This window comes from Rhizobium sp. CRRU65, assembly GCF_048551595.1.
Taxonomy (GTDB): Bacteria; Pseudomonadota; Alphaproteobacteria; order Rhizobiales; family Rhizobiaceae; genus Rhizobium; species Rhizobium leguminosarum_J.
This window is the reverse complement of sequence record NZ_JBLYZH010000002.1, coordinates 66,522-79,133: the sequence shown is the minus strand read 5'-3', so window position 1 is coordinate 79,133 and position 12,612 is coordinate 66,522. Positions and strand designations below refer to the sequence as shown.

Below are 12,612 nucleotides of genomic sequence, written 5' to 3'. Positions count from 1 at the left end.
CAGTGCCGACTCGGGACAGCAGTGCCGAGGCGACAAACGGGATCGGGGGATTCTCATGAAGGCCACATACTTGCGTGCCGTTCTGTTACTGGCAGGCATTTCTGCAGCGTCGGGCGGCAACGCCGCCGATATCACGCCGCTCACGCCGGAAGCAAAAACAGTCGAGAGCCAGAGCGGCTGGGAATTCACCTTCGCTCCATATTTCTGGGCTGCCGGCTTATCCGGCGATATTGGGCAGTTCGGGCTTCCGGAAGTTCATGTCGACGCGGACTTCGGCGATATCCTCCAGAACCTCGACTTCGCTTTCATGGCGGCAGGCGAAGCAAGATATGATCGCTTCAGCATCGTCGGTGACGTGATCTACACCAAGCTCGGTGCCGACGCCGATACACCTGCCGGCATCCTTGCCGAGAGCGTCGATGTGACGTCGAAGACCTTCGCGGGATTTCTTGGCGTCGGTTACGCCGTGCTCGAAGACCAAAATGGCCATCTCGACGTGGTCGGCGGCATGAAGGTCTGGTCGGCCAAAACCGAGATTTCCTTCAATGGCGGCATTCTGGCCGGAGTGGATGTCGAAGACAGCGCCACATGGGTCGATGCCGTCGCCGGCGTCAGAGGAAACTACTTCTTCACGCCGGAAATCTATCTCACCGGTTGGGGTCTGGTGGGCGCCGGCGGCGCCGATCTCGACTGGGACGTGGCGTTGGGCCTCGGCTACAAGTTCAACGACAGCATCTCGGCGGTCGCGGGATATCGCGCACTCGGCGTCAATTACGACAATGACGGGTTCGTCTTCGACGTCGTCCAGCAGGGGCCGATCTTCGGGGTCGCCATTCGGTTCTAACGCCCGGACTGGCGAACTATTATCCTTCCAGTATGCTCGCCATTTGATGGCCTGGCGTCCTCCAGGAGCCGGCCCCCAGGAAGCAGAGAGCCGCCGTGAAAAGAACAGCGGCTCACAGTTCGGTATCCAGCAAGCTCGATCCTGGGGATATCGTTTCGCTTCTGAGAAAGCCTGCCTCGCGGACTGGGTTCAATCGGATCATGGAGACATTGATGAAGAAAATCGCTTCGTGGATAGTATTGGCTGCCGCGCCGCTCAGTGTCTGGACAGATACGGCAGCCGCTCAGTCAAGCGAAGAACTCGCGAAGAAGCTGTCGAACCCTATCGCCTCGCTCATCAGCGTGCCGTTCCAGTTCAACTACGACCACGGCTACGGTCCCGAAGACGGCGACAAGGCAACGATGAACATCCAGCCCGTCATTCCGTTTTCTCTGAACGAGGACTGGAACCTTATTTCGAGGACCATCCTGCCGGTCACATGGCAGAACGACATCGCCGGACCCTCCGGCACGCAATTCGGTCTCGGCGACACCTTGCAGAGCTTCTTCCTCTCTCCTTCCAAGCCGACCGAGAGTGGCGTGGTTTGGGGTGCAGGACCCGTGTTCCTTCTTCCGACGGCCACGGATGAACTTCTCGGAAGCGGCAAATGGGGAGCGGGTCCGACCGCGGTCGTCCTCAAGCAGGATGGTCCCTGGACCTACGGGATGCTCGGCAACCATATCTGGTCATTTGCGGGTCAGAGTGATCGTCGGGACTTGAGTTCGACCTTCATACAGCCGTTCGTCTCCTACACCACCAAGGACGCCTGGACTTTCTCGCTGAATACCGAGTCCACCTATGACTGGAAAACAAACGACTGGTCGGTGCCGATCAACGTCACCGTCGGCAAGCTCATCACCGTCGACAAGCAGCCAATCAGCCTGACGGCGGGCCTGCGATATTGGGCGGCGGCTCCGGACAATGGCCCGGAGGGACTTGGCTTTCGCGTCGCGGTCACGTTCCTCTTTCCGAAATGAATCCGCGGCCGCCGGCCTGCTGTGGGACAGCGAGATCAGCAAGACCATGGCATTCCGCCAGAGCGCGACGGTGTGACTGGTCGCAGAGACCACATGGGACTTTTCGGCCAACCCCAAGACCGAGGTGACGCTGACCAACCGTATAGGGCATCGTTGGCTCGTAGTCACTCACATGCTATCGGACAACCTCTATCTCGCTCGGCCGCCATTCTTTCGTGAAGAATGGCTCCAACGGGCTGTAGAGACGCAGAAGCGTATTCCACCCTTTTCCCGGAACGGTCTGGATCCAGTTGCCGTCACTAACGCCGTCCGGTTTTGTCGGTCCGAAATAAACCGTGGTCGAGCCATCGGAGCCAGCCACAGCGGCCGGAGACGGATAGGTCTGGCTGCCCGCCCGCGGATAGCGCTGCGGCGTGTCGAGCATCGAACGTGTCTGGTTGTCGTAGAGGGTCAGGGACCAGAATTTTTCAGCTGGTATGTTTTGCGGCAGCGTCATTTTATAGGTCTTGCTGCCATCAAGATATTCCCCGTTGCTGTCGACGAACGCCCCCAGATACTGCGACCCAACCCCTGTCAGCCGCATGATCATCGCGGGGGTGATGCCGGTCGCATAGAAAAACATCGCCGTGCGCGAATTGAGGGTGCGATAGCCGGTCGGCGCATTGGGGGTGATGATACCCTCGGCGCTGACTTCCGGCGGAGGCGTCTCAAAGGTGTAGCCGCCGGCAAAGAGCATGTTCATCCAAGCGGAGTCGGGATAGTAGAACCATCCTTCGGCCTTTCGCGGATTCCAGTTGAGCGTGCGGCCTGCGGCCGTGCCGATGGCGGCGGCATCGGTCAATATTTTCTTCATGCGGGCATCCGGCTCGAAGGGCTTGCCCTTGATGATGCCAACCGCCGCCAGCGAGCCCATGATCTCCGGATCGAGCGCCTCTGCCGGTTCCTTCTGCACCAGATCATTGATCATCTGGAAATAGCTGAAATCGTTGGGCGGAATGGTATTCATCGCCTTGCCGGTGCCCTCGGTGAATTTGACCGGATCCTGGGGCTTGAGGAACGACCAATCCAGTTTGTGATCGGCGCTGCGCTGCAGTGTTGCCTTGCCCTCCAGGGCCGAGGCGATGCTGGTGCCGTAGCCGCCCGGCACATAGCGATAGACCTTGAGCGTTTTCCTGATCAGTTCCACCGTAGGTTTGGGATCGTTGTTCTCGAGGAACGAGCGGCCAAGCGCCGTCGCCCGCGTTGTTGCCAGCTTGTGAACGAAATATCCGCTTTCCGGCAGGTCGCCCTTGTAGCCGGGGGGCACCAGCAGGAACCGGCCGCCTGCTCCGCGGTCCGGGCCGGGCAACCCGAAATCGGTGACCCAGCGGAACCAGATGTCATCGATCACGCCGAGAGACATCGGTGGCGTCTCGACGACGATCGGTCCTTCGGCAACATTCAGGTTTACCCAGAAATAGACCGTGTCGGCATTTGCCGTAAGGAACACAGATTTTGCGTCCATCAGCTCGGACCAGATGACGGCGGTGTTGTCCGCAACGCCCGCATCCTCGAAGCCCTTGAAGATGGCCGCCACGGATGCGCCCTGATAGGCATTCACGAAGGCTTCGACGCCATGCATCAGGTCGAGATAGTCGTAGACCTTCTCCACCGTCTCCTTGCTCGGGGCCCCGTCCTTGTATTTCAAGGTGCCGATGCTGCTTTCGACGCTGTCGGGCGTCACGATCTGCTGGGGCAGTTTCAGGCTCTCCTGCGCGGTGGCTGTCCACGCGACGGTCGCGCAAAGGAGCGCAGCAGCGATGATTTTCTGCCTTCTGACGATGTTCACGGGTTTTCCTCCTCGACGACAGGCCGCGCGGTAGCGTGTAGCCCGTTTCCAATTTCTCCTCGCCAGACCTGTCATCAGGTGCTCCTCCCACGGCCGGCCTGGCTGATCGTGCTTCCACGCCTTGACTATGCCAGAGCCTCGACGCGAAAGGCGTCACAGCAAATCCGTCTTCGCCAGGCAAGCTCGCGCCCGTCTCCACCAACAAAGTCAAGCGCCAGGAGTCCGCTTTCCGACCGCAACAATCGGCCGCCGACACGAGGGTGGAGATGCGCCTGCATATGTTTTTCCTTTAGGTCAATTCACCGGCGCGATGTCGCCCGGCTTCCAGGTTTTTTCGAAGAACGGATCGAGCGGGCTGTAGAGTCGCAGGATAGCGAACCAGCCCTTGCCGGGCACGGTTTGTATCCAGTTTCCACGCTTTACGTCCTTTGGTTGCTCAGGAGCCAAGTACACGGTAGTGGTGCCGTCGGCGGCCACCTCTGCGGCCGGTGATGGGTACGTCTGACTCCCAGCTCGAGGATACCGTTGTGGCGTATCGAGCATTGAGCGCGTCTGGTTGTCGTAGAGCGTCAGTGACCAGAAGTTCGATTCCGGAATATCCTTTGGAAGGGTCACCTTATAGGTCTTGCCGCCGTCGAAGTAGTTCTTGTCCGCGTCCAGTGTTGCGAACAGATATTGCGAGCCAATCCCAGGCACGCGCATGGCCATGGCCGGTGTGATGCCCGTGACGCCATAGAAGTACCATCGACGCGCCTCCAGTTGACGATAGCCCGTCGGTGGAAACGGCTTGACGCCCTCCTTCGTGACCAAGGGGATCGGCGTCTCGAACTGGTAGCCGGAAACGAACAGCGGGTTGAACCAGGTCGAACCCGGATAGTAGAACCAGTCCGGATCGCGAGGGTTCATGAAAAGGCTGCGCGAGATGGCGTTGGCTTGGGTGACGGCCTCGGTCAAAATCTTCTTCATCCTCGCGTCAGGCGCGAAAGGCTTGCCCTTGACGATGCCGATCGCGGCGATGGGGCCCATCAGTTCAGGGGCGAGCGATGCGGCTGGCTCCTGCTGCACAAGCTCGTCGAGCATCTCGAAATAGGTGAAATCATTCGGCGGGACGGTGTTCATCACTTTGCCGCTCGCTTCATGGAATACGGCCGGAGCGGCCGGGGTGATGCGACCGAACTTGCCTTTTCCCGCAAGGAACTCGGATATGGGTGAGCCGAGGCCACCTGGTTCATAGGGATAGATCTTGGTGAACTTCCGCATGGTATCGGCCACCGGCTTGGGATCGCCATGGTTTTCGAGAAATGATCGTGCAAACCACATCACAAAATTCGTCGGTGATCGGGCGATATTGAACCCCCCCTCCGGCAGCGGGCCATCGTAGCCCGGAGGGACGATCAGATACTTTCCGCCTTCGCCACGATCCGGCCCAGGCAAGCCAATGTCGATGATCCAGCCAAACCATGAGTCCTGGACAGCTCCAAGAAAACCCGGAGCGGTTTCCAGGACCATCGGGCCCTTGGTGAGATCCAGAGCGCCCACGGCGTAAATCGTGTCGGCATTGGTGGTCAGCCACAAAGACTTGGCGTCCATCAACTCGGAAAAGATGATCGCCTCATTGTCTTTCACGCCGACCCTTTGCAGCCCCTTTCGTATTGCGTGTATGCTTACGCCCTGGAAGGTGTCGGCAAACGCCCGTTGCGCGTTCGCGAAGTCCATGGCGTCATAGACTTTACCCAGCGTCGCCTTGCTCGGCGCACCGTCCTTGAAATCAAGAGGGCCAATGTGGGTTTCAACCTTGTCTGGCGTGGTGATCGATGGGGGAACGTCGGCGGCGTGCAGCGGGATCGACACACCGAGCGCAACGAAAAGCGCTGTGGCTCTCAGTTCTGCTTTCATGGCACTCTCCAATTCGATGTCGTTGGTAGGCAACGCTTTGAAGGCTCGTGAAGTCTCAGGTCGTGCCGGTACTCGTCGCCGTCGAGCAGCTCCTTCGGCAATTCAGCTGACAGGCTAAATATGACGTCTATTATCGGTCGAATACGCACGCCAGGCTCTAGCCATAACCATGCGAGGCAGGACAATTATACCGACGCTGACCACGGGGGCGCGAAGATGCCAAGGTTTCTCACTGGCTCCGTTGACGCGGTCTTCATCTCTCCCACAACGCCGGAATATTATCAAATTGGCCGCACCGCGGGTATTGCCCTAAAGGGCATCTTGAAATCAGAAGCACATTCGAGGAAGCGCGATGTACGAATAGCCGCGAATATCCGTCTCCGGCCCCGTTCTTCACCTGAGGCTTGATGATATGTCGGGCGTCTTGGCGCGATGTTGAAGTGAGTGGTCTATGGCGTCAACGATCGCCGGTGCCCGCTGCTATCGACCCCGGAACGCCAAAGGTCGGGGCCGCCCCTGATTGATGGCTGCTCTCGACTGGGCTGATCTAGGATTCTTCGCTGTATCGCACCCATCGCGAAACACCAGCAAGTCATAAGCGACGGCGTCCAATACGCGTCTGAAAAGACGCGGTCGCCTTAGTAGCAAAGGCTCAACCTTCTTTTGCTATCGCTGGAGCCGATGGCGTTGGAGACTTGAGCGATGAAAATTCCGGCTGTGATGGTTCTGATGGCAGCCGCCCTGCAGCCGGTCTCAGCCTTCGGCGAGACCGAATGGATAGGCGGCGCCAGACAATGGTCGGTCGGCTTCGCCAACGAGAGCCCGCATCCCTATTGCCGCCTGCTGTGGGACAGCGAGATCGGCAAGACCATGGAATTCCGCCAGAGCGCGACCGAGACATTCTGGCTGGTCGCAAAGACCACATGGGACATTCCGGCCGGCACCAAGACCGAGGTGACGCTGACCGATCGTACGGTAACGAAAGTAATCGCTGCCGATTTCTTCGACAAGAACACGCTTCGCCTCTGGGGCCTGGCCAGCAAGGGGAGCGCCGGGCTGAAGAAGATCATCAAGAATTCCTTTGCCGGAATGCCTGACGTGCAGATCACCTTTGCCGGCGACGAAGGCGACTGGACGCTGCCGCTCTCGCGGGTGGAGCAGCTCTACCCGACTTATCTCCAGTGCCTCAAACGTCTCGAGGCCGGCGAAAAGCCAACGCAGAATTCCGAAACTCAGCCGTTCTGACAGCCGACTATAGCGGCGGCGCAGTCTCGCGGATCAGGCTGCGCACAGCCTCGATATCGCCGTTGAGCGGCCGTTCGTCACGATAATGGAAAACACGTTCCCGCACGGCTTGATAGACGAGATCCGTGCCTGCGGCCCGCGGCGCTGTCGCCGCCAGGAAATCATGTGCCTGGGCAGCGGCCATCAGCTCGATCGCCAGAATATATTCGGCATTGTCGATGACGGCGAGCAGCTTGCCGGCGGCAGCTGTCGGATGCGCGAGGAAATCTTCCTGCAGGCCGGAGGTCAGCCCGCCGTCCAAGGCCGCGGGTGCGGCAAGGCGGCGGCTCTCGTTGCTGAGGGCGGCGGCGGTATATTGGGCGATCATGAAGCCGGAATGGCTGCCGGCATCGCTCGCCAGAAACGGCGGCAGCCCGCTCACCAGCGGATTGACCAGCCGGTCCATGCGCCGCTCGCTGATCGCGCCGATCTGTGCGAGCGCAATCGCCAGGCTATCGGCCGCCTGCCCAAGGGCCGGGGCGACCGCATGGGCTTCGGAGGAGACGATCGGCTGCTCCGGCGTGCCCGAGACAGCCGGATTGTCCGTCACCGAAGCAAGTTCCTGATCGACGACGCGGGCGGAATTGTCGAAGACATCGCGGGCTGCGCCATGGGCATGCGGCACCGAACGAAGGCTGAGCGCATCCTGCGTGCGCCGGCCGAAGGCGGCGGCGACAAGACCGCTGCCCTGAAGCCGCGCGCGCAGGCTCGCTCCTACGTTCTCTATTCCCGCCGATGGGCGTAGCGCCAGTACGACTTCGTCGAAGGCGCCGATCTGGCAGCCCGCCGCTTCCAGCGTCAGTGCTGCGATCGCATCGGCCCAGTCGAGCAGCCGTTCGGCGCGCGATAGCGCGACAGTGGTCAGGCCGGTGGCGCAGGCCGTGCCGTTGACAAGGCTCAAGCCCTCCTTGGCCCCAAGCACCAAGGGCTCGAGGCCGATCGCGGCAAGCGTCTCTCGGCCGCTCATGCGCCGACCATCCAACTGAGCGCTGCCTTCGCCGATCAGAACAAGGGCAATATGGGCATTGTGGACGAGATAACCGGCAGAGCCCTTCGACGGCACATCCGGAATGCAATCATGTTCTAGCAGTGCCGCAAGATGCTCGACGATCTCGCGCCGCACCCCGGAATGGCCATGTGCGAAATTGGCGATCCCAGCGGCGATGATGGCGCGCACCTCGCGGGCGGCAAGCAACGGCCCGACACCGCAGGCATGGCTGAGCACGATGCTGCGCGACAACAGGCTCTGCGAGGCGCGATCAACCACCGTATCGGCCAGCGCCCCGACGCCGGTGTTGATGCCATAGGCGCGCGCACCGGTCTCGACGATGCGCGCAACGATGCGGCTTGCCTGCTCGACACGTGCAAAGGCGGCGGGCGACAGCGCAAGCTCTTCCCCGGCCGCAACGCGCGCGACTTCGCGCCAGGTGAGCCCTGCATCGATGGTGACCGTCATTGACCGCTTCCGAAATGGCCAATGAACTGGCGGAAGGCGGGGGTCGCGCCGCCGGTGAACATTTCCTCCGGCTTGCCGCTGCTTTCGATCAAGCCTTCGCGCATGAAGACGACGCGGTTCGAGACGTTGCGGGCAAAGCTCATCTCATGGGTGACGACGAGCATGGTCATGCCTTCCTCGGCAAGCGAGCGCATGACGCGCAGCACCTCGCCGACGAGCTCCGGATCGAGCGCCGAAGTCGGCTCGTCGAAGAGCATCACCTTCGGCTTCATCGCCAGCGCCCGGGCAATCGCCGCGCGCTGCTGCTGGCCGCCGGAGAGGTGGGCGGGATAGGCGTGGCGCTTGTCGGCGATACCGACTTTTTCGAGCAGCGCTTCAGCCTCGGCGATGCAGTCGCCCCGCGGCCGCTTCAGCACGTGGATCGGGCCCTCGATGACGTTCTGCAGGATCGTCATGTGGGACCAGAGATTGAAGGATTGGAACACCATGCCGAGTTCGGAGCGAATATGGTCCACCTGCTTCTGGCTGGCCGGCTTGCTCCGGCCGTTCTTGTGCACCATGCGGATCTCCTCGCCGTCGACCCAGATCTCGCCGTCGCTTGCGGTTTCGAGCATGTTGATGCAGCGCAGAAAGGTCGATTTTCCGGAACCGGAGGCGCCGAGCAGCGAAATCACATCGCCGTCTTCAGCATCGAGGGAAATGCCGCGCAGCACCTCGTGCGTACCGAAGCTCTTGCGGATATTGCGGACCGATAGTCGGGTTACGCCTGGCATGGGTGCTCCAATCGGGTCAAAAACTGCTTACGCCTTCAGCGCGTGCGGGGCCGCGCGGCGGTGTCGGGAGAGCGAATATTCGAGCAGAGCCATGCCCTGCAGGATGATGAAGTTGAGGACGAGATAGATGATCGCAGCACAGAGAAAGACTTCCATCGTGCGGTAGGTCTGTGAGATCAGCCGCTGGGCGACGCCGGTGACCTCCCAGACGGTGACGAGGCTTGCGAGCGCCGTCGACTTCATCATCAGCACGATCTCGGTGGAATAGGCCGGCAGCGCGTGGCGAAAAGCGATCGGCGCCAGGATACGGCGGACCAGCAGGAAGCCGGACATGCCGATAGAGCGCGCCGCCTCGATCTCTTTCGGCGAGACGGCGCGAATGCCGCCGCGGAAGATCTCCGCCGTGTAGCCGGCGGTGCAGAGCGCCAGCGACAGCACGGCGCAGACCATCGGCTCGCGCAGGAACGGCCAGAGGAAGGAATAACGGATGAAGCCGAACTGGCCGAGACCGTAGAAGACCAGGAACATCTGGATCAGCAGCGGCGAGCCGCGGAAGATGAAGATGTAACCCTTGGCGAAGCTTGACAGCACCGGGTTGCCGCTGGTTCGCATCCAGACGATGACGAGCGCCAAGAGGCCACCGGTGATAATCGACAGCGAAAACAGGATGAGCGTCGTCGGTACGGCCTTGAGCAGGGTGACCAAGGTCGATGCGATGAAGGTGAAATCCATTGTCGCCTCCTTACGCCTGGCCCATGGCGGATGCCGGCATGCTGCGATTGGCGCGGCGCTCCGCCCCGTTGAAGATGCGGTCAGAAAGGCTGGTCAGGAGCAAATAGAGGCAGCCGCCGGCGATGAAGAACAGGAAATATTGCCGGGTTGAGCCCGCCGCCACCTGGCTGGTGCGCATCAGTTCGGCAAGGCCGGTGACGGAGATCAGCGCCGAATCCTTGAGACTGAGCTGCCAGACGTTACCGAGGCCGGGGATGGCGAGGCGAAACACCTGCGGCATGATGATGCGGCGAAGGCGCATGCCGCGATGCATGCCGATCGCCGAGGCTGCCTCGAGCTCGCCCTTGGAGATGGCGAGAAAAGCGCCGCGGAACACCTCCGCCTGATAGGCGCCGGAGATGATGCCGACGGCAAGCGCGCCCGCGATAAAGGAGGGCAGGCCGAGGAAACCTTCGTAACCCATCGCCTGGCCGATCGAGGTGACGGCCGAGGAGCCGCCGAAATAGATGAGATAGATGATCAGCAGCTCGGGCACGCCGCGAAACACAGTCGTATAGACGTTGCCGAGCGTGACGAGGACAAGATTACCGGAGAGTTTTGCCGCAGCGACGATCGCGCCGAGCACGGCGCCGATCGCCAGCGCTGTGGCCGTGACAGCCAGCGTCATCAAGGCAGCGGCAATGAGCAGCGCGCCCCATCCGGTCGAGCCGAAGCCGAGCAGTTCCAAGCTTGCCATATCGTCCGTTCCCCGTCCGTGGCAGTGTTTTGCGGATTGACACCAGAGCATGATGCCGAAAAGTGTGAGCGGCTTTCGGAAGACATCATGCTCTAACTCTTTTCTTTAGAACAGGATCAGCTTTTAGGCCGGCCGGGCCTGAAAACATCCTGTTCGAGCATGCTGTCTCCGGCGATAAAGCCGGAGACACCTGTATGAGGCCGAAAGGCCGAAACGCTTATTCCTGCGGGCTGACGTCGACCTGGAACCACTTCATCGACAGGTTCTTGACGGTTCCGTCGGCAAGCGTCGACTTGATCGCCTCGTTGAACTTGTCGCGCAGGTCGGTATCGGCCTTGCGGACGCCAAGGCCTTCGCCCTCGCCCCAGATCGAGCCGACGATCTCGGGGCCGGTGAAGTCGAGCGTGTCGTTGGCCGCCTTAAACGCGTTGGCGAAATAGACGGCGTCGTCGAAGCCAAGGTCGATACGGCCGTTCTGCAGGTCGAGGTCGCGGTCGGCGCCGGTCTTGTATTCGCGGATCTCGGCAATATCGCCGAAATTGTCATAGACGAACTTGGCATAGACGGTTGCCGCCTGGATGCCGATCGTCTTGCCCTTGAAGGCGGCCTTCAGCGCGTCGATCTCCTTCACGCCGGTCTGGCCGGGGGTCATCTTGATCGTGGCGCCGGTGCCGGCGGCCTTTGCCAGCGGACTGTCCTTGGCGGTGGCGAAGGCAGCAGGAGTAGCGGCATAAGGAATGGTGAAACCAATCACCTGCTTGCGCTCCTCGGTGATAGAAAGCGCATCCATGATGACGTCGAATTTGCCGGCGTTGAGCGCCGGGATCATGCCATCCCAATCGGAGGCGACCAGCGTGCACTCGATCTTGGCGCGCTCGCAGAGCACCTTTGCGAGTTCCGGTTCGAAGCCGCCAAGCGTGCCGTCGGCATTGGTGAGGTTCCAGGGCGCGTAAGCACCTTCGAGCGTAATGGTCGCCTTCGTCCAGTCCTTGGAAAAGGCAGGGGCGGCGAAAGCGGAAAAAGCCGCCACGCCGCAAAACAGGATTGCGCTGAATTTCATTGATGAATTCTCCTCTGGAGTTGAAACAGACCTTGCGGCACCACGGCCGATCTTCGCCGGCTTGCCCTTTCCCGTCCTATTTCTGTTTCAAGGACCGATTGGGAGGTTGTATATGGTACCATATGAAATATTTTGTGTTATGCAAGTGGGAAAGTCGATTTATGTGGCGAATTCCATTCGTGCAAAAGGAATAGGCAATGAAACGTCCCGGCGAGATGAAGCGCGAGCTGGCGGAAAATGACAGCACGCCGCTCTACGCCGGCGTCAAGCAGGTGATCCTCGACCGCATCCAGAGCGGCGAGTGGCCGCCGAAATACCGGGTGCCGTCGGAAAACGAGCTGGTCGTCGAACTCGGCGTCAGCAAGATGACCGCCAACCGGGCCTTACGCGAACTTGCCAACGAAGGCGAACTCGTCCGCATCCAGGGCGTCGGCTCCTTCGTTGCCGAACGCAAGGGATATTCGGCACTGTTCGAGGTCCGCAACATTGCCGAGGAAATCGCCGAACGCGGTCATGTCCACGAGGCCTCCGTCGTTGTTCTCGCCCAGGAAGCCGCCTCTCCCGAGGTTGCCGACGCACTCGAACTGCCGATTGGTGCTGCGGTTTTCCACTCGTTGATCGTCCACAGCGAAAACGGCGTTCCCGTGCAGATCGAGGACCGTTTCGTCCATCCGGAGGCCGCGCCTGAATATCTCGACCAGGATTTTTCGACGCTGACGCCGAACGCCTATCTGACGGCCTCAGCCCCGCTTAGCGGCTCCGAGCATGTCGTCGAGGCGGCGATGCCGCAGGCCTGGGAATGCAAGCTCTTGACCATCATGAAGACCGAACCGTGCCTGACGATCCGCCGGCGCACATGGTCGGCGAAACAGGTGGTCTCGACCGCCCGCCTCGTCTATCCCGGCCACCGCTATCGGCTGGAAGCGCGCAGCGGCAAGATGTTCGAGGAATGAAAACGCTCGCGATGTTGTATATGGGACCGCGCAA

At 60.8% G+C, this 12,612-nt stretch carries 11 protein-coding genes; 4 read left to right on the top strand and 7 right to left on the bottom strand.

What is annotated here, in order from left to right; genetic code table 11:
• Positions 1–55 precede the first annotated feature (55 nt).
• Positions 56–844 carry a DUF481 domain-containing protein gene (locus ACM5SV_RS03675; protein ID WP_017996587.1) on the top strand — a complete coding sequence of 263 codons (789 nt, stop codon included), beginning with the start codon at positions 56–58 and terminating at the stop codon, positions 842–844.
• A gap of 200 nt (positions 845–1,044) precedes the next feature.
• Positions 1,045–1,860 (top strand): hypothetical protein, encoded by an 816-nt coding sequence (locus tag ACM5SV_RS03670; RefSeq protein ID WP_032996928.1) that lies wholly within the window; start codon positions 1,045–1,047, stop codon positions 1,858–1,860.
• Between the two features lie 175 nt (positions 1,861–2,035).
• Here ACM5SV_RS03670 and ACM5SV_RS03665 read toward each other — a convergent pair whose 3' ends face one another.
• A complete protein-coding gene (locus ACM5SV_RS03665) occupies positions 2,036–3,688 on the bottom strand; it encodes a DUF1254 domain-containing protein (protein WP_017996589.1) in 1,653 nt (550 codons plus the stop codon).
• 294 nt (positions 3,689–3,982) lie between these two features.
• Positions 3,983–5,584: a DUF1254 domain-containing protein gene (locus tag ACM5SV_RS03660; protein WP_017996590.1), complete on the bottom strand. Its 1,602-nt coding sequence runs from the start codon at positions 5,582–5,584 to the stop codon at positions 3,983–3,985.
• Between the two features lie 702 nt (positions 5,585–6,286).
• Between ACM5SV_RS03660 and ACM5SV_RS03655 the strand changes: the two genes are divergently transcribed.
• Entirely contained in the window at positions 6,287–6,829 is a 543-nt protein-coding gene (locus ACM5SV_RS03655; RefSeq protein ID WP_017996591.1) for a hypothetical protein, read from the top strand.
• A 7-nt stretch (positions 6,830–6,836) separates the two neighbouring features.
• Here ACM5SV_RS03655 and ACM5SV_RS03650 read toward each other — a convergent pair whose 3' ends face one another.
• From ACM5SV_RS03650 to ACM5SV_RS03630, 5 genes are all read right to left on the bottom strand, one after another.
• Entirely contained in the window at positions 6,837–8,324 is a 1,488-nt protein-coding gene (locus tag ACM5SV_RS03650) for an HAL/PAL/TAL family ammonia-lyase (protein ID WP_017996592.1), read from the bottom strand.
• Positions 8,321–9,097: an ABC transporter ATP-binding protein gene (locus ACM5SV_RS03645; RefSeq protein WP_017996593.1), complete on the bottom strand. Its 777-nt coding sequence runs from the start codon at positions 9,095–9,097 to the stop codon at positions 8,321–8,323. Before ACM5SV_RS03645 ends, ACM5SV_RS03650 begins: the two co-directional genes overlap by 4 nt.
• A gap of 27 nt (positions 9,098–9,124) precedes the next feature.
• Positions 9,125–9,829 carry an ABC transporter permease gene (locus ACM5SV_RS03640; RefSeq protein WP_017996594.1) on the bottom strand — a complete coding sequence of 235 codons (705 nt, stop codon included), beginning with the start codon at positions 9,827–9,829 and terminating at the stop codon, positions 9,125–9,127.
• A 10-nt stretch (positions 9,830–9,839) separates the two neighbouring features.
• Positions 9,840–10,565, bottom strand: coding sequence for an ABC transporter permease (locus ACM5SV_RS03635; protein WP_003554213.1), 726 nt, complete (start codon positions 10,563–10,565; stop codon positions 9,840–9,842).
• A 217-nt stretch (positions 10,566–10,782) separates the two neighbouring features.
• The gene (locus ACM5SV_RS03630) at positions 10,783–11,625 is read right to left on the bottom strand and encodes a transporter substrate-binding domain-containing protein (RefSeq protein WP_012763417.1); all 843 of its coding nucleotides are present in this window, start codon (positions 11,623–11,625) and stop codon (positions 10,783–10,785) included.
• 197 nt (positions 11,626–11,822) lie between these two features.
• Between ACM5SV_RS03630 and hutC the strand changes: the two genes are divergently transcribed.
• Positions 11,823–12,578, top strand: a complete 756-nt coding sequence (hutC, locus tag ACM5SV_RS03625; RefSeq protein ID WP_017996595.1) for a histidine utilization repressor — start codon at positions 11,823–11,825, stop codon at positions 12,576–12,578.
• Positions 12,579–12,612 lie beyond the last annotated feature (34 nt).

What these genes read in the sequence shown, in the direction of transcription:
- ACM5SV_RS03655 (WP_017996591.1), top strand. Translation starts at nt 6,287, where the DNA reads ATGAAAATTCCGGCTGTGATGGTTCTGATGGCAGCCGCCCTGCAGCCG.
- ACM5SV_RS03660 (WP_017996590.1), bottom strand. Translation starts at nt 5,584, where the DNA reads ATGAAAGCAGAACTGAGAGCCACAGCGCTTTTCGTTGCGCTCGGTGTG.
- ACM5SV_RS03630 (WP_012763417.1), bottom strand. Translation starts at nt 11,625, where the DNA reads ATGAAATTCAGCGCAATCCTGTTTTGCGGCGTGGCGGCTTTTTCCGCT.
- hutC (WP_017996595.1), top strand. Translation starts at nt 11,823, where the DNA reads ATGAAACGTCCCGGCGAGATGAAGCGCGAGCTGGCGGAAAATGACAGC.
- ACM5SV_RS03650 (WP_017996592.1), bottom strand. Translation starts at nt 8,324, where the DNA reads ATGACGGTCACCATCGATGCAGGGCTCACCTGGCGCGAAGTCGCGCGC.
- ACM5SV_RS03645 (WP_017996593.1), bottom strand. Translation starts at nt 9,097, where the DNA reads ATGCCAGGCGTAACCCGACTATCGGTCCGCAATATCCGCAAGAGCTTC.
- ACM5SV_RS03635 (WP_003554213.1), bottom strand. Translation starts at nt 10,565, where the DNA reads ATGGCAAGCTTGGAACTGCTCGGCTTCGGCTCGACCGGATGGGGCGCG.
- ACM5SV_RS03670 (WP_032996928.1), top strand. Translation starts at nt 1,045, where the DNA reads ATGGAGACATTGATGAAGAAAATCGCTTCGTGGATAGTATTGGCTGCC.
- ACM5SV_RS03640 (WP_017996594.1), bottom strand. Translation starts at nt 9,829, where the DNA reads ATGGATTTCACCTTCATCGCATCGACCTTGGTCACCCTGCTCAAGGCC.
- ACM5SV_RS03675 (WP_017996587.1), top strand. Translation starts at nt 56, where the DNA reads ATGAAGGCCACATACTTGCGTGCCGTTCTGTTACTGGCAGGCATTTCT.